20 protein-coding genes are annotated in these 18,921 nt (G+C 62.5%); 15 read left to right on the forward strand and 5 right to left on the reverse strand.

Annotated elements, in window-relative coordinates:
- Positions 1-51: 51 nt before the first annotated feature.
- Positions 52-498 (reverse strand): RNA polymerase-binding protein DksA, encoded by a 447-nt coding sequence (dksA, locus tag ACPZMI_RS15595; protein ID WP_054892595.1) that lies wholly within the window; start codon positions 496-498, stop codon positions 52-54.
- A gap of 210 nt (positions 499-708) precedes the next feature.
- Between dksA and ACPZMI_RS15600 the strand changes: the two genes are divergently transcribed.
- Together ACPZMI_RS15600 and sfsA are read left to right on the forward strand one after the other, a co-directional pair.
- Complete coding sequence (locus ACPZMI_RS15600) at positions 709-1,881, forward strand: pyridoxal phosphate-dependent aminotransferase (protein ID WP_186670404.1); 1,173 nt, start codon at positions 709-711, stop codon at positions 1,879-1,881.
- Positions 1,881-2,594 (forward strand): DNA/RNA nuclease SfsA, encoded by a 714-nt coding sequence (sfsA, locus tag ACPZMI_RS15605; protein ID WP_186711120.1) that lies wholly within the window; start codon positions 1,881-1,883, stop codon positions 2,592-2,594. The genes ACPZMI_RS15600 and sfsA overlap by 1 nt, the downstream gene beginning before the upstream one ends.
- Here sfsA and ACPZMI_RS15610 read toward each other — a convergent pair.
- Positions 2,584-2,901 carry a Rieske (2Fe-2S) protein gene (locus tag ACPZMI_RS15610; RefSeq protein WP_186670400.1) on the reverse strand — a complete coding sequence of 106 codons (318 nt, stop codon included), beginning with the start codon at positions 2,899-2,901 and terminating at the stop codon, positions 2,584-2,586. The genes sfsA and ACPZMI_RS15610 overlap by 11 nt on opposite strands.
- A gap of 149 nt (positions 2,902-3,050) precedes the next feature.
- Here ACPZMI_RS15610 and ACPZMI_RS15615 point away from each other — a divergent pair, with 149 nt between their 5' ends.
- From ACPZMI_RS15615 to ACPZMI_RS15630, 4 genes are read left to right on the forward strand one after another with little or no spacing between them, the layout of a single operon-like run.
- Positions 3,051-3,935, forward strand: coding sequence for a heme/hemin ABC transporter substrate-binding protein (locus ACPZMI_RS15615; protein ID WP_288375676.1), 885 nt, complete (start codon positions 3,051-3,053; stop codon positions 3,933-3,935).
- Positions 3,936-3,985: 50 nt separating this feature from the next.
- A complete protein-coding gene (locus tag ACPZMI_RS15620) occupies positions 3,986-4,969 on the forward strand; it encodes a FecCD family ABC transporter permease (RefSeq protein ID WP_411384438.1) in 984 nt (327 codons plus the stop codon).
- Positions 4,969-5,736, forward strand: a complete 768-nt coding sequence (locus ACPZMI_RS15625) for a heme ABC transporter ATP-binding protein (RefSeq protein ID WP_411383758.1) — start codon at positions 4,969-4,971, stop codon at positions 5,734-5,736. The genes ACPZMI_RS15620 and ACPZMI_RS15625 overlap by 1 nt, the downstream gene beginning before the upstream one ends.
- Before the next feature lie 9 nt (positions 5,737-5,745).
- Positions 5,746-6,645 carry a ChaN family lipoprotein gene (locus ACPZMI_RS15630; protein WP_426352592.1) on the forward strand — a complete coding sequence of 300 codons (900 nt, stop codon included), beginning with the start codon at positions 5,746-5,748 and terminating at the stop codon, positions 6,643-6,645.
- A gap of 192 nt (positions 6,646-6,837) precedes the next feature.
- Here the strand turns inward: ACPZMI_RS15630 and ACPZMI_RS15635 are convergent, their stop codons facing one another.
- The 3 genes from ACPZMI_RS15635 to ACPZMI_RS15645 form a co-directional block, all read right to left on the reverse strand.
- Complete coding sequence (locus tag ACPZMI_RS15635) at positions 6,838-7,116, reverse strand: TfoX/Sxy family protein (RefSeq protein WP_186670391.1); 279 nt, start codon at positions 7,114-7,116, stop codon at positions 6,838-6,840.
- A gap of 136 nt (positions 7,117-7,252) precedes the next feature.
- Positions 7,253-7,600 carry a pentapeptide repeat-containing protein gene (locus tag ACPZMI_RS15640; protein ID WP_186670389.1) on the reverse strand — a complete coding sequence of 116 codons (348 nt, stop codon included), beginning with the start codon at positions 7,598-7,600 and terminating at the stop codon, positions 7,253-7,255.
- 98 nt (positions 7,601-7,698) lie between these two features.
- On the reverse strand, positions 7,699-9,261 hold the full coding sequence (locus tag ACPZMI_RS15645) for a bifunctional aminoglycoside phosphotransferase/ATP-binding protein (protein WP_426352593.1): 1,563 nt from the start codon (positions 9,259-9,261) through the stop codon (positions 7,699-7,701).
- 114 nt (positions 9,262-9,375) lie between these two features.
- On the opposite strand from ACPZMI_RS15645, the gene mrcB reads away from it, so the two are divergent.
- From mrcB to ACPZMI_RS15690, 9 genes are all read left to right on the forward strand, one after another.
- Positions 9,376-11,697, forward strand: coding sequence for a penicillin-binding protein 1B (gene mrcB, locus ACPZMI_RS15650; RefSeq protein WP_186670387.1), 2,322 nt, complete (start codon positions 9,376-9,378; stop codon positions 11,695-11,697).
- Positions 11,698-11,723: 26 nt separating this feature from the next.
- Entirely contained in the window at positions 11,724-12,503 is a 780-nt protein-coding gene (locus tag ACPZMI_RS15655) for a tetratricopeptide repeat protein (RefSeq protein WP_186670386.1), read from the forward strand.
- Positions 12,500-12,826 (forward strand): YqcC family protein, encoded by a 327-nt coding sequence (locus ACPZMI_RS15660; RefSeq protein WP_186670385.1) that lies wholly within the window; start codon positions 12,500-12,502, stop codon positions 12,824-12,826. The genes ACPZMI_RS15655 and ACPZMI_RS15660 overlap by 4 nt, the downstream gene beginning before the upstream one ends.
- Before the next feature lie 414 nt (positions 12,827-13,240).
- The gene (locus tag ACPZMI_RS15665; RefSeq protein ID WP_186670384.1) at positions 13,241-14,965 is read left to right on the forward strand and encodes an acetolactate synthase 3 large subunit; all 1,725 of its coding nucleotides are present in this window, start codon (positions 13,241-13,243) and stop codon (positions 14,963-14,965) included.
- Position 14,966: 1 nt separating this feature from the next.
- A complete protein-coding gene (gene ilvN, locus ACPZMI_RS15670; protein WP_003250040.1) occupies positions 14,967-15,458 on the forward strand; it encodes an acetolactate synthase small subunit in 492 nt (163 codons plus the stop codon).
- 54 nt (positions 15,459-15,512) lie between these two features.
- The gene (gene ilvC / locus ACPZMI_RS15675; protein ID WP_151926452.1) at positions 15,513-16,529 is read left to right on the forward strand and encodes a ketol-acid reductoisomerase; all 1,017 of its coding nucleotides are present in this window, start codon (positions 15,513-15,515) and stop codon (positions 16,527-16,529) included.
- A 151-nt stretch (positions 16,530-16,680) separates the two neighbouring features.
- Complete coding sequence (pssA, locus tag ACPZMI_RS15680) at positions 16,681-17,532, forward strand: CDP-diacylglycerol--serine O-phosphatidyltransferase (RefSeq protein ID WP_054892580.1); 852 nt, start codon at positions 16,681-16,683, stop codon at positions 17,530-17,532.
- Positions 17,533-17,610: 78 nt separating this feature from the next.
- Entirely contained in the window at positions 17,611-18,624 is a 1,014-nt protein-coding gene (gene msrP / locus ACPZMI_RS15685; protein WP_426352594.1) for a protein-methionine-sulfoxide reductase catalytic subunit MsrP, read from the forward strand.
- Positions 18,624-18,921: cytochrome b family protein (locus ACPZMI_RS15690; protein ID WP_483407403.1), on the forward strand; the 298-nt coding region annotated here is incomplete at its 3' end. The genes msrP and ACPZMI_RS15690, both read left to right, overlap by 1 nt.

The following is an 18,921-nucleotide window of genomic DNA, read 5'->3' on the forward strand; positions in this document are numbered from 1 at the left end:
CATATAAATGAAACGGGGCGCTCGATGCGCCCCGTTCGGAGGGAAGAAGGATCAGCCCTTGCCGACTGTCTTTTCCTTTTTCTCGGCAATTTCCTTGCAGTCGAAGCACAGGTCTGCGGTGGGACGGGCTTCCAGTCGGCGCAGGCCAATCTCGATGCCGCAGGAGTCGCACCAGCCGTATTCTTCGTCCTGGATCTTCTGCAAGGTCTTGTCGATCTTCTTGATCAGCTTGCGTTCACGGTCGCGGTTACGCAGCTCCAAGGCGAACTCTTCTTCCTGGCTCGCGCGGTCCGCAGGGTCCGGGAAGTTGGCGGCTTCGTCCTTCATATGGGTCACGGTCTGATCGACACTGGTCATCAGCTCGAGCTTCCATGCACCCAACAGCTTGGTGAAGTGCTTGCGCATGGGTTCGCCCATGTACTCTTCACCCTTGGTTTCCTTATAGGGCTCGACACCGTACATGGTCTGATTGGTTTTTTGCTTTTCTACGGTGGACATGAATAGACCGCCTCTCACTCATCTGATCCAATGCGCAGGATGCTCCATCTCCGGCGACCGCCGGCCCTGCGACTGCGAGCCGCCGAACTTACCAGATAGATCGGGGGTGCGCTACCCCGCCCGATCCGAGGTATTGACAGCAACCTGCGTCGCCCGTTCGGTGTTTCTCGACAGTAGAATCACCAGTTTAGACCCAATTGAGAGAAGGTCATGGCCCACTCCTACAGTGCGCGCAGCCGCGCCATCGAACCCTTCCATGTCATGGCGCTGCTGGCGCGTGCCAACGAGCTGCAGGCGGCAGGCCATGACGTGATCCACCTGGAGATCGGCGAGCCGGACTTCACCACGGCCGCGCCGATCGTCGAAGCCGGGCAGGCCGCGCTCGCTGCAGGGCATACCCGCTACACTGCCGCCCGTGGCCTGCCTGCGTTGCGCGAGGCGATCGCAGGTTTCTACGGCCAGCGTTATGGCCTGTCGGTGGATCCCGAGCGCATCCTTGTGACGCCTGGCGGTTCCGGCGCGCTGCTGCTGGCCAGCAGCCTGCTGGTGGATCCGGGCAAGCACTGGCTGCTGGCCGACCCAGGCTACCCGTGCAACCGCCATTTCCTGCGCCTGGTCGAAGGCGGCGCGCAGTTGGTGCCAGTAGGGCCGGAGGTGAATTACCAGCTCACCGCCGACCTGGTCGACCGGCACTGGGACAAGGATACCGTCGGTGCGCTGGTGGCTTCGCCCGCCAACCCGACCGGTACCGTGCTCGACCGCGAGGCCCTGGCCAGCCTGTCCCGGGCCACCCGTGAGCATCACGGGCATCTGGTGGTGGACGAGATCTATCATGGCCTGACCTACGGTATGGATGCGCCGAGCGTGCTGGAGGTGGACGATGACGCCTTCGTTCTGAATAGTTTTTCCAAGTATTTCGGAATGACCGGCTGGCGTCTCGGCTGGCTGGTCGCACCGCCTTCGGCCGTGGCCGACCTGGAAAAGCTGGCGCAGAACCTCTACATCAGTGCGCCGAGCATGGCCCAGCATGCTGCGCTGGCGTGCTTCGAGCCCGGCACTCTGGCCATCTTCGAGGAACGCCGCGCCGAGTTCGCCCGGCGTCGCGACTACCTGCTGCCCGCCTTGCGCGAGCTCGGTTTCGGCATTGCCGTGGAGCCGCAGGGCGCCTTCTATCTATACGCCGACATCAGTGCTTTCGGCGGCGATGCCTTCGCTTTCTGTCGACATTTCCTGGAAACCGAGCATCTGGCCTTCACGCCCGGGCTGGACTTCGGCCGCCACCAGGCCGGGCATCACGTGCGCTTCGCCTACACCCAGAGCCTGCCGCGCCTGGAAGAGGCGGTGCAGCGCATTGCCCGTGGCCTGCGGAGCTGGCAACCCTGATGCGTTTCCTTCCCGAACTCGAGCGAGCGCGTCTGCTGCGCCGCTACAAACGCTTCCTGGCCGACATCGAGCTGGCCAATGGCGAACAGATGACCATCCATTGCCCGAATACCGGCTCCATGCTCAATTGCATGCGCGACGGCGGGCAGGTCTGGTTCAGTCGTTCCAACGATCCCAAGCGCAAGCTGGCGGGCACCTGGGAGATCAGTGAAACGCCTCAGGGGCGCCTGGCCTGCGTCAATACCGGCAGGGCCAATGCCCTGGTCGAGGAAGCCCTGCGCGCTGGCGTGATCACCGAGCTGGCCGGGTTCGCCGCGCTCAAGCGTGAAGTGGCCTATGGCGAGGAGCGCAGTCGCGTGGATTTTCGCCTGGAGTTCGCCGAGGGCCCGGCCTATGTCGAGGTCAAGAGCGTGACCCTGGGCTATCCCGACACCGCGGTGGCGGCCTTCCCTGACGCGGTGACCCAACGCGGCGCCAAGCACCTGCGCGAGCTCGCTGCATTGGCCCGCCAGGGTGTTCGCGCCGTGCAGCTGTATTGCGTCAACCTCACCGGCATCGAGGCGGTACGCCCGGCCGAAGAGATCGACCCTGGTTATGCCCAGGCACTGCGCGATGCGGTGGCCGATGGTGTCGAGGTGCTGGCCTATGGTGCGCGCCTTGATGCCGAGCAGATCGTCATCGATCGCCGCCTGCCGGTGTTGCTCAACCCTTGAGCCAGATGCCCTGGCTGTCTTCGTGGCAGTCCAGGGCCTGCAACGACTCGCCCTCGCAGGGGCCCGACACGCATTCGCCGGATTCGATCAGGAACAGCGCGCCATGATGGGCGCAATGAATCAGGCTGGCGCTGTCATCGAGAAAGCTGTCCGGTGCCCAGTTCAGCGTGATGCCGCGATGCGGGCAATGGTTGCGGTACAGGTACACCCGGCCCTGGCGGCGCACGCCGAACAGCGTTTCACCAGCTACGCTGAAGGCGCGGCTGCAGCCTTCGGCGAGGGCTTGGGAGGAGCAGAGGAAATGCATTGCAGATAAGACTCTTGAAACCAATGGTGGCTTGACGCTTCAATGCGAATAATTATCAAATTGCCCGCATCCACTGCGCCAGCCCGTCCATGGTGCGCAGTTCCGTCAGGTGCCACAAGGTGTCTGGCCGCCTTCTGCAAAGGAACCCGATGATGCGCCGTCCTGTTGCCCTGATCGCCTTGTGCGCCGGTCTTGTCCTTTCCTCCCCGTTGCTGGCCGCCGACCTGCCGCAGCGCTGGGTCAGCGCCGGTGGGGCACTGAGCGAATGGATCAGTGCCCTGGGCGGCGAGGCGCGGTTGGTCGGCGTCGATACCACCAGCCAGCACCCGCAGTCGCTCAAAGCCCTGCCGAGCATCGGCTACCAGCGTCAACTGTCAGCCGAGGGTATCCTCAGCCTGCGCCCGGATGTACTGGTCGGCACCGAGGAAATGGGGCCGCCACCGGTGCTGGCGCAGGTACGCGGGGCCGGGGTGCGTGTCGAGCTGTTCTCCAGTGAGGCCGACCTGGCGGCAGTGGACCAGAACCTCAAGCACCTGGGCGAGCTGCTCGGTGCGCAGCAAAAAGCCAGTGAGCTGAGCACTCGCTACCACCAGCAGCTCGATGCGCTGCAGGCAAAGATCAAGCAGGCCCAGGCCGGTCAGAAGGCTCCAGGTGTGTTGCTGCTGGTCGGTCATGCCGGTGCCAAGCCATTGATCGCAGGGCAGGGCACCTCGGGCGACTGGCTGTTGCGTCAGGCTGGGGCGCGCAACCTGGCGGATCACCAGGGGTACAAGAACTTCTCTGTCGAAGCGCTGGCCGCGCTGGATCCGGACGTGGTGGTGTTTTCCGACCGAGCACTGGACGGCGAGCAGGCGCTCAAGGCGCTGCTCAAGGAAAATCCGGCGCTGGCCGCTTCGCGTGCGGTACGCGACAAGCGCCTGGTGTCACTCGATCCGACGCTGTTGGTCGGTGGCCTCGGCCCGCGGCTGCCGGCCACCTTGCATGAGCTGGCCGGCGCCTTCTATCCCGCAGCCAAGGCCAGCCTCAACCAATGAAGCAGCGGGTCCAGCCGCGTACGCTGTTCATCTGCCTGACATTCCTGTGCCTGCTGGCGGTGTGGCTGTCGTTGGCGCTGGGGCCGGTCAGCCTGCCGCTGACCGATATCCTGCGCGCCGGATTGCGGCTGCTGGGGATGCCCATCGACCGGACGGGGCTTGAGCAGGCTGAGCTGATTCTTGGGCAGATCCGCCTGCCGCGCACGCTCCTGGGGCTGGCCGTCGGTGCGGTGCTGGCGCTGTCCGGTGTGGCCATGCAGGGGCTGTTTCGCAACCCGCTGGCCGATCCTGGCCTGGTCGGGGTTGCCAGCGGCGCGGCGCTCGGCGCTGCAGTGGCCATCGTCGGCGGCGCCTGGCTTGGGGGCATACCGGAGTGGTTCGCACCCTATCTGCTGTCGCTCTGTGCCTTCATCGGCGGGCTTGGTGTTACGGCATTGGTCTATCGCCTGGGGCGGCGCAATGGTCAGACCGACGTGGCCACCATGCTGCTGGCCGGTATCGCCATGACCGCCCTCGGCGGCTCGGCGGTCGGGCTGTTCACCTACCTGGCCGACGACGCCACCTTGCGCACTCTGACGTTCTGGAACCTGGGCAGCCTCAACGGCGCCAGCTATCAGCGCCTGTGGCCACTGCTGCTGGTGGCACTGGGGGTAACCTTGTGGCTGCCGCGCCGGGCGCAGGCGCTGAACGCGTTGTTGCTGGGCGAGTCGGAGGCGCGTCACCTGGGTATCGATGTAGAAGGGCTCAAGCGTGAACTGGTGTTCTGCACTGCCCTGGGTGTCGGCGCAGCAGTGGCGGCGGCAGGCCTGATCGGCTTCATTGGTCTGGTGGTTCCGCACTTGGTGCGTCTGGTTGCGGGGCCTGATCATCGCGTGTTGTTGCCCGCGTCATTGCTGGCGGGGGGAACCCTGCTGCTGTTCGCTGATCTGGTGGCTCGCTTGGCGTTGGCGCCGGCGGAGCTGCCGATCGGGATCGTGACGGCCTTCATTGGCGCTCCGTTCTTCCTGTTCCTGCTGGTCAGGAGGGGGCGCTGATGCTCGAAGTCAAAGGCTTGTCGCTCAAGCGCGGCGGCACCGAGGTGCTGCACGGTATCGACCTGCACCTGCGGCCTGGGCAGGTGCTGGGCGTGCTCGGCCCCAACGGGGCGGGCAAGAGCAGCTTGCTGGGGGCATTGTGTGGCGAACTGGCGCCGAGCCAGGGGCACGTCCTGCTGCAAGGGCGAGCGCTGGCGCACTGGCCGGGGCAGGAGCGTGCGCGACGCCTGGCAGTGTTGCCGCAGGTGTCCAGCCTGGGCTTTGCCTTCAGTGTCGAAGAGGTGGTGGGCCTGGGCCGTTTGCCCCACGGCAGTGGCCAGCAGCGCGACCGGGAGATCGTCGAGGCGGCGCTGAAGGCGGCCGATGCCTGGCACCTGGTCGAACGCAGTTACCTCGCGCTGTCCGGCGGCGAGCGTCAGCGTGTTCATCTGGCCCGGGTGCTGGCGCAACTGTGGCCAGGAGAGGAGGGGGCGACGTTGCTGCTCGATGAGCCGACCTCGGCCCTCGATCCGCTGCACCAGCACACCACGTTGCAGGCGGTGCGCAGTTTTGCCGACCGCGGCGCAGCGGTGCTGGTGATCCTGCACGACCTGAACCTTGCCGCGCGCTACTGTGACGCTATTCTGCTGCTGGAACAGGGTCGCAGCCACGCGCTCGACACACCGGCCCGGGTGCTGACGCCACAGGCGCTCAAGGCAGTATTCGGTATCGATGTGCTGGTGCAGGCCCATCCGGAGCGCGGCCATCCGCTGATCATCACCCGCTAGGAGCCTTCGATGCGCTATCCCTTGCGGTTCGGCCTGTCGATGGGGGTGTTCTTGACCATGGCGGGTTGCCAGGTGCATCGGCCTGCGCTGCCAGCGTTGCCGGCCTGGCAGAGCAGCCAAGGGTTGAACGAGCCGACGCTCGGCCAGATACAGGCGTTGCCCAGTGGCCGTGTCCTGACGCCCGATGAGCTGATTCGGGCGCTGAGCGATGTGCCGCGAATACTGGTCGGTGAAAAACACGATAACCCCGATCACCATGCGCTGCAGCGTTGGCTGCTGCAGGCCTTGCAGGCCGTCAGGCCACAAGGCAGCGTGGTGCTGGAGATGCTCCAGCCTGCGCAGCAGCCCCTGATCGACAAGGTGCAGCGTCAGGCGCAGCTACCGAGCGACTTGCCCACAGCGCTGGACTGGCAGAAGGGTTGGGATTGGCAGATGTACGCGCCGATCGTGCGTGAAGCCCTGAAAGGCCCCGGGGTGTTGCTGGCTGGCGACCTGAGCCCCGAAGCAATGCGTGAGGCCTATCGCCGACAGCCCGTCCTGACTGGCGTGCGGTCGAATGCACCGCAGGTAAAGGCTGCCTTGCTCGAGCAGGTGCGTGAGGGCCATTGTGGGTTGCTGCCGGAAAGCCAGTTGCCAGCCATGTTGGTCATCCAGCAGCAAAGGGACCGACATATGGCCGAGCGCCTGCTGGCGGCACCGCAGCCTGCACTTTTGCTGGCCGGCGCCTATCACGCGCGCAAGGACCTGGGTGTGCCGCTGCATCTGGCTGATCTGCAGGCGCAGGGCGAAACCCGCGTGCTGCTGCTGGCCGAAGTCGGGCAGAAGGTCGAGGCTGGAATGGCGGACTATGTGTGGTACACCGCGGCGCTGCCTGAGCAGGATTACTGTGCCCAGTTGCGCGGTGGGTAGTTACCACGGGCAGCTTCCCGATTTGCAGGCAAAAAAAGACCCGGCAAATTGCCGGGTCAATAACCGTGATTAGCCTGATGAGGAGATAATCTGAGAGTCCGAACCAGGGGCTTTCAGTTTATCCAACCAGTCTCGCGACCAGTTGTGATAATCATAACGATTCTCATTTAGAGGTCAATACCCTTTCTTCGACTATTCTGCTTTTTTTTGCGGCGGGGTCTTGGCATCCAGTTGCTGGTTCAGTGCCTGCTTGCGTTCGGCGGGCAGATCGTTCCAGTGCATATCCAGCAGTGCGCCCTCGATGGCGTACAACAACACTTTCGAAGCGCGAAAGCCCCGCGTCCTCACGGCCTGGTAGGCCCCGACCGCGCCCAGGCGGCGCAAATCCGAAGCGCTGTGGATACCAGCGGCATGCAACCATTGCGCAGAGGTCTTGCCTAGATTCTTCAGATGCTGCAACTCATCGTTCATCGAGCCTCCTTGCGATGGCCGAACGGGTCTGTGGATAAATCGCGAGCAGGTCAGAGAGGAGTGTAGCGGGGCTGGGCGAATACGCGGCCTTTTGCCATGTGCGGGCGACGGGATGCTGTGTCCAGAAATGTCAGGCTTAGCCTTTCGGACGATAACGCATGCGCGTACCGAACTTCAGGGACATGAGGATTTCGTCAGCGCTCAGGTCGCCCGGGAAATAGGTCCCGGAGATCTGTGCGTGGGAGATGCTGGCGCCTTCCATGCCCGTTTCGCGCAGATCCAGCCCACGCAGGTCGGCAGCATGAAAGTAGGCGTCGGTGAAGTCGATGCCGCGTACATCGAGGTTGCGCAGGTCAAGGCCCCGGAAGTCACCACCGCGAAAATCAATGGCGCCGTCGACTGGCTTCTCGCGGTTGAAGGTGGCGATCTGTTCATCGCGCACCAGGGTGTACAGGGCGTTGTCCAACTGCCGGGGCTGGTTCATGACGGCGCCTCCTCAGGGGTGTGATGATATTGTAATGCCATCACCGAGGTGGCGCCGAAGATCAGGCGCGAACTGTGGACTGCTTCACGCCTTGCAGGTCAGAGACCGGGCAGGCGCTGGCGGATCTGCTCGATGAGTTGGTCCATGCTGGCGCTTTCATGGGTGTCGACGCGCTTGCCATGCGCGGCCTCCTCTTCGTCCAGTGGGTCGCGGTTGGCTTGCTGGGCCTTTACCACTTCCAGGGTGGCGTCGGACGGATCGACATTTTCTGTCTGACGCTGCTCCAGCCAGCTGATGATGACCGCTTCGGGCGCCTGGCAGTCGAGGATCAGGAAGGGGACACCAGTGCTGTTGGCCACTTCCGCTGCGGCCTTGCGCTGCTCGCGCTTGAGATAGGTGGCATCGAGCACGACAGGGAAACCGGCGCGCAGGATGGTCGCTGCCAGCTCGTTCAGGCGCTTGTAGGTGGCAGTGCTTGCGTCCTGGTCATAGATGCCCGCTTGCAGTTGGCCGGAGTTCTGCGCCTGCTGCTCGCCGTACAGCCGCTTGCGCTCGACATCCGAACGTACGCGGATTGCCCCCAGCGACTCGACCAGGCGCATCGCCACATGGCTCTTGCCGACGGCGGACACGCCATGGGTGATGGCCAGCAGGCGCGAGGGGATGGCGCTGTAGCTCTCTGCCAGGTTGGCGTAGTTGCGATAGGTGCGCAGGGTCGTGGCGCGCTGCACGCCGTCGGCATCGGGCGACAGGCTGAACAGGGCAACCTTGGCGCGTACCAGGGCGCGGTAGGCCTTGTAGAAATTCAGCAGTTCCAGGCCTTCGTAGTCGCCGGTCAGTTCCAGGTACTGGCTGACGAAGCGCCGGGCCAGGCACTTGAGGCCGCGGTCTTCCAGGTCCATGGCCAGGAATGCGGTATCGGCGTACACATCGGTCAGGCGGAACGGCTCGTTGAACTCGATGCAGTCGAAGATCACCACCTTGCCGTCGATCAGGGTGGCGTTGCCCAGGTGGATATCGCCGTGGCATTCGCGGATGAAGCCATTGGCCTTGCGCGCCTCGAGCAGGCCATGCAGGCGCTTGAAGCTGTCCTGGGCCCAGGCTTGCAGGTTATCCAGTTGCTGCAGGTCGGCCTTGTCGCTGAGGAATGGGCGGATCTGCTCGAAATTCTGCTCCACCGGCGCCATTACCGCTTCCGGGGTGCCCAGCGCGTGCTCGACTGGCACTTTCGGCGCTTGCAGGTGGAACTCGGCGATCTGTCGGGCCATCTGGTCAATGTGGCCGGCATTCAGCTCACCGTTGGCTTGCAGGGTGCTGAGCATCTGCCCTTGGGGGAACTGACGCATCTTCAGGGCGAACTCGATCGGCTCACCTTCGCCACCGAGCTGCGGTGCTTCGGCACTGCCGGTGATCGGCAGAACCTCCAGGTACAGGCCCTCGGTCAGGCGCTGGTTCAAGCGCAATTCTTCGTTACAGAAATGCTGGCGCTGGTCCAGGCCAGTGAAATCGAGGAAACCGAAATTCATCGGTTTCTTTATCTTGTAGGCATATTCGCCAGTGAGCAGAACCCAGGAGATGTGTGTCTCGATGAGCTGGAAGCCTTCTACGGCGTGGGGGTAGAGGGCGGGGTTCTGCAGCGCGCTGATCAGGGCTTGGCTCACGGAGATCCTTCCGGGGTAAGGGAATTCGGAGGCGACATTATGGTCAATGGAGCCGCCCCTGCCTACCGCCTGAGGGCGTCCCCTGCCTTTGCAAAGTGCGTATAATCCGCCGCCATGACTCGTACCCGAAATTCCCGAACCCCCAAGAAACGTCCGCCCAGCCGCTCCCGCGCCTGGCTGGGCTGGGCACTCAAGCTCAGTCTGGTCGGTCTGGTGGTGATCGCCGGCTTTGCGGTCTACCTCGATGCCGTCGTCCAGGAAAAGTTCTCTGGCAAGCGCTGGACCATCCCGGCCAAGGTGTATGCCCGGCCGCTGGAGCTGTTCGTCGGCCAGAAGCTGAGCAAGGATGATTTCCTCACCGAGCTCGATGCCCTGGGCTACCGTCGCGAGGCAACGGCCAATGGTCCGGGCGAGGCCTCGGTCAACGGTGGCAATGTCGATCTGAATACCCGCGGCTTCCAGTTCTACGAGGGCATGGAGCCTGCGCAGTTCGTGCGTGTACGCTTCTCCGGCGACTATGTCGCCGGGCTGGCGGGGGCCAACGGTGGCAAGCTCGACGTGGTTCGCCTGGAGCCGCTGATGATCGGTGGTATCTACCCGAAGAATCTCGAAGACCGCATCCTGATCAACATCGACCAGGTGCCGCCATACCTGCTGGAAACCTTGATCGCCACCGAAGACCGCGATTTCTACAGCCACTTCGGTGTTTCGCCCAAGTCGATCGCGCGGGCAGTGTGGGTCAACACCTCGTCCGGGGCCATGCGCCAGGGCGGCAGTACGCTCACGCAACAGTTGGTGAAGAATTTCTTCCTGACCAACGAGCGCAGCCTCAGCCGCAAGCTGACCGAAGCGATGATGGCCGTGCTGCTGGAAATGCACTACGACAAGCGCGAGATTCTCGAAGCCTATCTGAACGAAGTCTTCGTCGGTCAGGACGGCCAGCGCGCGGTGCATGGTTTCGGCCTGGCCAGCCAGTTCTTCTTCAGCCAGCCGCTGTCGGAGCTCAAGCTGCACCAGATTGCCCTGCTGGTGGGCATGGTCAAGGGACCGTCCTACTACAACCCGCGCCGCTACCCTGAGCGCGCTCTGCAACGGCGCAACCTGGTGCTCGACCTGCTCGCCGAGCAGGGCGTGGCCAGCCAGGAAGTGGTCGATGCGGCGAAGAAGATGCCACTGGGCGTGACCAAGCGCGGCAGCCTGGCCGACAGCTCCTTCCCGGCCTTCCTCGACCTGGTCAAGCGCCAACTACGCCAGGACTATCGCGACGAAGACCTGACCGAAGAAGGCTTGCGCATCTTCACCAGTTTCGACCCGATCCTGCAGATGAAGGCCGAAACCGCGATGAGTGAAACCTTCAAGCGCCTGGCCGGCCGCAAGGGCGCCGACGAGGTCGAGTCGGCGATGGTGGTGACCAACCCGGAAACCGGCGAAGTGCAGGCGCTGATCGGCAGCCGTCAGTCGGGCTTCGCCGGCTTCAACCGCGCCATCGACGCGGTCAGGCCGATCGGTTCGCTGGTCAAGCCGGCGGTCTACCTGACGGCGCTGGAGCAGCCGAGCAAGTACACCCTGACCAGTTGGGTGCAGGACGAACCGTTTTCGGTCAAGGGCGCCGATGGCCAGGTATGGCGCCCGCAGAACTACGACCGGCGCTCCCACGGCACTATCTACCTGTATCAGGGGCTGGCCAACTCCTACAACCTGTCCACCGCCAAGCTGGGCCTTGAGGTGGGCGTGCCCAACGTCATCAAGACCATCGGCCGGCTGGGTGTCAAGGTCGACTGGCCGGCGTTCCCGTCGATGCTGCTGGGCGCTGGCGGCATGTCGCCGATGCAGGTCGCGACCATGTACCAGACCATCGCCAATGGCGGCTTTAATACACCGATGCGCGGGATTCGCAGCGTGTTGACCGCCGAAGGCGAGCCGCTCAAGCGCTACCCGTTCCAGATCCAGCAGACCTTCGATCCGGGTGCGATCTACCTGGTGCAGAACGCCATGCAGCGGGTAATGCGCGAGGGTACAGGTCGCTCGGTGTACAACGTGCTGCCGAACAATCTGACCTTGGCGGGCAAGACCGGTACCAGCAACGACTCGCGCGACAGTTGGTTCTCAGGCTTCAGCCAGGACCTGCTGGCAGTGGTCTGGCTCGGTCGCGACGACAACGGCAAGACCCCATTCACCGGTGCTACCGGTGCATTGCAGGTCTGGACCAGCTTCATGCGCAAGGCTGACCCGCTGCCGCTGGACATGCCGCAGCCGGATAACGTGGTGAAGGCCTGGATCGATCCGCACAGCGCCCAGGGCTCCGACGGTAGCTGTCCGGGAGCGGTGCAGATGCCGTATATTCGTGGGAGCGAACCGCCTGCCGGTACTGCCTGCGGTGGCGAGCAGAATCCTGCCGAGTCGGTCATGGACTGGGTCAAGGGCTGGATGAATTGAGCGGCCTGTATTGAAGAGGGTGTGAAGTGAACAAGTGGTGGTTTCCTGCCTTGACGGCGCTGGCCGTGCTGCACGGCTGCGCCAGCGTCCCGCGTGGCGCCATTCCGGTGGTCGATTCGAGTACACGGGTCTCGAACAGCGAGCGTGTCACGGCCAACCGTGGCGCGCCGGTCTACTCCGGCAGCAATGGTACGTCCCAGGCCCAGTCCCTGCCTGAAGATTCCGGGGTCACGGTGATGATCCCGCAGGGCGCGGGTGCATCGCCGATCCAGACCTTCCCGGCGCAAACCGGTTCTGCACCGCTGAGCACCGGGCCGATCACCCCAGGGCCGGTCAGCAGCGGCCCGATCACCACCAACCCCAATCCGGCAGGTGATGAACCTTTTGACATCGCGTCGATGAACAGTGCGCCGGCCGCTGCCACGCGTGCGCCTACCGGTATCCCACGCAGCAACGGCGGCGGGTTGTCCGCCGATGAGCAACTGGACGGTCCGGTTCTGGCATTGCTGACCACCGCCCAGCAGCAGCAGGGCAGTGGCGACCTCAACGGTGCTTCGTCCAGCCTGGAGCGCGCCCAGCGCATCGCACCGCGTGAGCCGCAGGTGCTGTTCCGCCTGGCTCAGGTGCGTCTGTCGCAAGGGGATGCTGCACAATCCGAGCAACTCGCCCGCCGGGCACTGACGTATGCCAACGGTCGTCCTGATCTGCAGGCCGAACTGTGGAACATCATCGCCCAGGCTCGCGAGAAACAGGGTGACAGTGCCGGCGCCGCCCTGGCACGGCAGAAGGCGCGGACCGCGTCGTGATGGAACAGCGCATTCTCGATATTGCCGACCACCTGCTGCTGATCGAGCGCGAGCTTCAGGTCCGTGGCTGGTGGGACCATGAGCCACCCAGCGCAAGCGCCCTGGCCAGCACCGTGCCGTTCGCGGTCGATACGCTTTCGTTCGAACAGTGGCTGCAGTGGATTTTCCTACCGCGCATGAAGCTTATTCTTGAGCATGGTCACCCTTTGCCTAATGCATCGGGGATCCTGGTCATGGCCGAGACGGTATTCACCGACCGTCCGGAAGAAAGCCGCGAACTGCGGCGCCTGCTGGCAGCATTCGATCAATTGATCGCTGCTTGAGCCTGATTTCTTCTCTTTTTCCTTCAAGGGCCGCAGATTGTGGCCCTTTTTTATGGAAATCTTTGCTTTTCTGCTGCTGGCGTCGTTTTTCGTGGTGGTAGGAATTCATCTCAGGGAAAAATTGGCAATAATTTTTCTTGACTTGAGGGCGGCGAATCAGAAGAATCCAGTTTCCGCTGTAGGGGGACTGCCAGAAGCAGACCCGCTAGGCAGATCATGAGGCGCACACCCGCGCCGACTCGCTACACCCCGCAACGCGTTACCTCGCGCTGGGTGGGAAAACCCCGCAACACTCTGGGGCGCTCCCAATACTTGCTCAGTCAGTGCTGACGTTCGCTCATGCTCTGCTTGGCAGTAAACCTATTAAGACCCGCCCGGATGGGGCGGTATTCTGGCGTTTTAGAGGTGAACAACGTGGAGCTTTTATCTGGCGCTGAGATGGTCGTCCGCTTCTTGCGTGACGAAGGCGTTAAGCACATTTACGGGTACCCTGGTGGTGCTCTCCTTCATGTTTACGATGCCCTGTTCAAGGAACCGGAAGTCCAGCACATCCTGGTTCGTCATGAGCAGGCTGCCACGCACATGGCAGACGGTTATGCCCGTGCCACCGGCAAGGCTGGCGTGGTCCTGGTGACCTCCGGTCCCGGTGCGACCAACGCCATTACCGGTATCGCCACCGCCTACATGGATTCCATCCCGATGGTCATCCTGTCTGGCCAGGTGCCCAGCACCATGGTCGGCACCGATGCCTTCCAGGAAACCGACATGATCGGGATCTCCCGGCCGATCGTGAAGCACAGCTTCATGATCAAGAACCCGACCGAGATCCCGGAAGTTCTGAAAAAAGCGTTCTACCTGGCGCAATCCGGTCGCCCAGGTCCAGTCGTGGTCGACATTCCAAAAGACATGACCAACCCGGCCGAGAAGTTCGAGTACGTCTACCCGAAAAAGGTCAAGCTGCGCTCCTACAGCCCTGCGGTCCGTGGCCACTCCGGCCAGATCCGCAAGGCCGCCGAGATGCTCCTGGCCGCCAAGCGTCCGATCGTCTACTCCGGCGGCGGCGTGATTCTCGGTGGTGGCTCCGAAGCCCTGACCGAAATCGCCAAGTCCTTGAACCTGCCGGTCACCAACACCCTGATGGGGTTGGGCGGCTTCCCAGGTACCGATCGCCAGTTCCTCGGCATGCTGGGCATGCACGGCAGCTACACCGCCAACCTGGCGATGCACAATGCCGACGTGATCCTTGCTGTTGGCGCGCGCTTTGACGACCGTGTGGTCAACGGCCCGGCCAAGTTCTGCCCGAACGCCAAGATCATCCACATCGACATCGACCCTGCGTCGATCTCGAAGATGATCAAGGCCGACGTGCCGATCGTGGGGCCGGTCGAGAGCGTGCTCAGCGAGATGCTGGCCATCTTCAGGGAAATCGGCGAGAAGCCTGAAAAGGCGGCCCTCGATACCTGGTGGAAGCAGATCGATGAGTGGCGCGGTGACCGCGGCCTGTTCCCTTACGACAAGGGCGACGGCAGTGTCATCAAGCCTCAGCAGGTCATCGAGACCTTGTGCGAAGTGACCAATGGCGACGCCTTCGTCACCTCCGACGTAGGTCAGCATCAGATGTTCGCGGCGCAGTACTACCGCTTCAACAAACCCAATCGCTGGATCAACTCCGGCGGCCTGGGCACCATGGGCTTCGGTTTCCCGGCAGCCATGGGCGTCAAGCTCAATTTCCCGGACCAGGACGTGGCTTGTGTCACTGGCGAAGGCAGCATCCAGATGAACATCCAGGAGCTGTCCACCTGCATGCAGTACGGCCTGCCGGTGAAGATCGTCAACCTGAACAACGGGGTGCTGGGCATGGTTCGCCAATGGCAGGACATGTCCTACAACGGTCGTCACTCGCACTCGTACGTCGAGTCGCTGCCTGACTTCATCAAGCTGGCCGAGGCCTATGGCCATGTGGGTATCCGCATCACCAGCCTCAAAGACCTCAAGCCGAAACTGGAAGAGGCCTTTGCGATGAAGGACCGCCTGGTGTTCATCGACATCGCGGTCGACCGGACCGAGCACGTCTACCCGATGCAGATCAAGGACGGCTCGATGCGTGACATGTGGCTGAGCAAGACGGAGCGTACCTGATATGCGGCACATCATTTCCCTGCTGCTGGAAAACGAACCTGGTGCCTTGTCGCGCGTGGTCGGTCTGTTCTCCCAGCGCAACTACAACATCGAAAGCCTGACGGTTGCACCAACCGAGGACCCGACCCTGTCGCGCCTCACCCTCACCACCGTGGGTCATGACGAAGTGATCGAGCAGATCACCAAGAACCTGAACAAGCTGGTAGAGGTGGTCAAGCTGGTCGACCTGTCGGAGAGCGCCCATATCGAGCGCGAACTGATGCTGGTAAAGGTCAAGGCTACCGGCGCCCAGCGCGCCGAAATCAAGCGCACCACGGATATTTTCCGTGGGCAGATCGTCGATGTCACCGCCAGTGTGTATACCGTGCAACTGAGCGGTACCAGCGATAAGCTGGACAGCTTCATCCAGGCGATCGGCACCGCTTCGATTCTCGAAACCGTGCGCAGCGGCGTCACCGGCATTGCCCGTGGCGACAAAGTACTCAGCATCTAACTTCACCAATTAGCGAAGGTCCTGCGGGGCCGAGATATAACCAGGGGTATTTCCATGAAAGTGTTCTATGACAAAGACTGCGACCTCTCCATCATCCAGGGCAAGAAAGTCGCCATCATCGGTTACGGCTCCCAGGGTCACGCCCAGGCGTGCAACCTGAAAGACTCCGGTGTAGACGTTACCGTCGGTCTGCGTAAAGGTTCGGCCACCGTTGCCAAGGCAGAAGCCCATGGCCTGAAAGTCGCTGACGTCGCTACCGCCGTCGCTGCTGCCGACCTTGTCATGATCCTGACCCCGGACGAATTCCAGGGCACCCTGTACAAGACCGAGATCGAGCCGAACATCAAGAAAGGCGCCACCCTGGCCTTCTCCCACGGCTTCTCGATCCACTACAACCAGGTCGTTCCGCGCGGCGACCTCGACGTGATCATGATCGCGCCGAAGGCTCCGGGCCACACCGTGCGCTCCGAGTTCGTCAAGGGTGGCGGCATTCCTGACCTGATCGCGGTCTACCAGGACGCTTCGGGCAACGCCAAGAACGTCGCACTGTCGTACGCTGCTGGCGTCGGCGGTGGCCGTACCGGCATCATCGAAACCACCTTCAAGGACGAGACCGAAACCGACCTGTTCGGCGAGCAGGCCGTTCTGTGCGGCGGTACCGTAGAGCTGGTCAAGGCTGGCTTCGAAACTCTGGTCGAAGCAGGCTACGCGCCTGAAATGGCCTACTTCGAGTGCCTGCACGAGCTGAAGCTGATCGTTGACCTCATGTACGAAGGCGGCATCGCCAACATGAACTACTCGATCTCCAACAACGCCGAGTACGGTGAGTACGTGACCGGTCCTGAGGTCATCAACGAAGAATCCCGCAAGGCCATGCGCAACGCTCTGAAGCGCATCCAGGACGGCGAATACGCGAAGATGTTCATCAGCGAAGGTGCTACCAACTATCCTTCGATGACCGCCAAGCGTCGTAACAACGCCGCCCACGGCATCGAAATCATCGGCGAGCAACTGCGCTCGATGATGCCGTGGATCTCGGCCAACAAGATCGTCGACAAGACCAAGAACTGAGTCTTGCCTCGATAGATTAAAAACGCGGCTTCGGCCGCGTTTTTTCGTTTAGGCAGTCAGCTTCTGGTATAAAGCGACCAGAGATCTGCCGTTAGAACCTGTTTCGCCGGCCTCTGTCGAACTTATTCCACCCAGTTGCAAGGTGCATTTCATGAGCGAACGTCCCGAAGAGCCGAACAAGCCCTCCGACGCCGAAAGCCTGCTACCTGTCGATGAGCATGTTGAGGAAGGTCACGACGCCGAAGGGCGCAAGGTCCGGCATCGCGGTATCTACCTGCTGCCCAACCTCTTCACCACCGCTAACCTGTTCGCCGGTTTCTACTCGATCATCAACTCCATCAGTGCGCAGAGCGCCCTGAGCGCGGGTGATCCGCGCGAGGCGAGCAAGTACTTCGCCTTCGCTGCGATCGCCATCTTCGTCGCCATGGTCCTGGACAGCCTCGATGGCCGTGTGGCGCGGATGACCAACACGCAAAGCGCCTTCGGTGCCGAGTACGACTCGTTGTCGGACATGGTTGCCTTCGGTGTGGCGCCTGCGTTACTGGCCTTTGGCTGGGCGCTGGGCGACATGGGCAAGGTCGGCTGGATGGTCGCCTTCATCTATGTGGCCGGTGCCGCGTTGCGTCTGGCGCGTTTCAACACCCAGGTCGGCACCGCCGACAAGCGCTACTTCATCGGTCTGGCCAGCCCGGCCGCGGCAGGTGTGGTCGCCGGTACCGTGTGGGCCTTCAGCGATTACGGTATCCAGGGTTCAAAACTGTCGTTCCTGGTGGCGCTGCTGGTGGCTGCTGCAGGCATGCTGATGGTCAGCAACATCAAGTACAACAGCTTCAAGGAGCTGGATCTCAAGGGGCGCGTACCCTTTGTTGCGATTCTGGCCGTGGTGCTGGTGTTCGCCGTGGTGTTCAGCGATCCACCACGGATTCTGCTGCTGATCTTCCTCGGCTATGCGGTTTCAGGCCCAGTGCAGTACTTGCTGCGCGGTCGTCGTCGAAAAGTCTGAAAAAAGATTTAATGCTGGAATAACCCTCCGGCTCCATAGTCTTACTGGTACATCCGCCACCAGTGCTGTGGAGCCGCCATGCTCATCAAGCTTCCCAAGTCGTCCGATTGCAACGAATCGGACGTTACCCCTGAAAGTGTCTATTTCTCTCGCCGCTCTGTATTGGGTGCCTCTCTAGCCGGGTTTGCGTTGGGCGCTTTGCCTGTGCTCGGCCAGGCCGCCGAACCTTCGCGCTATGCCGACGTGGAGGCGGGTTCGACGCCTGGCTGGTTCAAGGACAAGCTCGGTGCGACGCGCTGGCAAGCCGTGACGGTCAAGGATGAGGCAATCACGCCATTCAAGGATGCTACCCAGTACAACAACTTCTACGAGTTCGGGCCCGACAAGGGGGATCCGGCAGCCAATGCCGGCAGTCTCAAGACCGAGCCCTGGAGCGTGGTGGTCGATGGCGAGGTGGGCAAACCCGGGCGCTACGCGCTGGAAGACTTCGTCAAGCCCCTGCAGCTTGAGGAGCGTATCTACCGGCTGCGTTGCGTCGAGGCCTGGTCGATGGTCATTCCCTGGCTGGGCTTTCCGCTGTCTGAGGTACTCAAGCAGGTCGAGCCGACTTCGAAGGCTCGTTATGTTCGTTTCGAAACGCTGCAGGATCCCAAGAGCATGCCGGGTCAGCGCTCGGGCTTTGCGCTGATCGACTGGCCCTACGTGGAAGGATTGCGCCTGGATGAGGCGATGAATCCGCTGGCTATCCTGGCGGTGGGCATGTATGGGCGCGAGTTGCCCAATCAGAACGGTGCGCCGCTGCGTCTGGTAGTGCCGTGGAAGTATGGGTTCAAGAGCATCAAGTCTATCGTGCGTATCAGTCTGGTGGCCGAGCAGCCGCAGACCACCTGGCAGGGGCTGGCGCCGAGCGAGTATGGCTTCTATGCCAACGTCAATCCGCAGGTCGATCACCCGCGTTGGAGCCAGGCGCGTGAGCGGCGGTTGCCCAGCGGCCTGTTCAGCCCCAATGTTCGTACCACTCAGATGTTCAATGGCTATGAGGACGAGGTTGCATCTCTTTATAGCGGTCTCGACCTGCGGAAGAACTACTGATGCGTTATCCCTGGTTTCGCTTGGCGATCTTCATCATTGGCTGTCTGTTCCCGGCCTGGTGGTTGTATGAGGCGGCCATGAACCTGCTCGGGCCGGATCCAGGGAAAATTCTGGTAGACAGGCTGGGGCTTGGTGCCCTGGTATTCCTGCTGGTAACGCTGGGTATGAGCCCTCTGCAGCGCCTGACGGGGTGGGGTGGCTGGATCGTGGCGGGAAGAAAAACGGGAGTGTGGTGGTTTGCCCATCTTGTCCTTCACACGGCAGCCTACACCGTCTTCATCCCCCCACTCGACTGGG

Source organism: Pseudomonas wayambapalatensis, from assembly GCF_049942315.1.
In the GTDB taxonomy this organism is placed as follows: domain Bacteria; phylum Pseudomonadota; class Gammaproteobacteria; order Pseudomonadales; family Pseudomonadaceae; genus Aquipseudomonas; species Aquipseudomonas wayambapalatensis.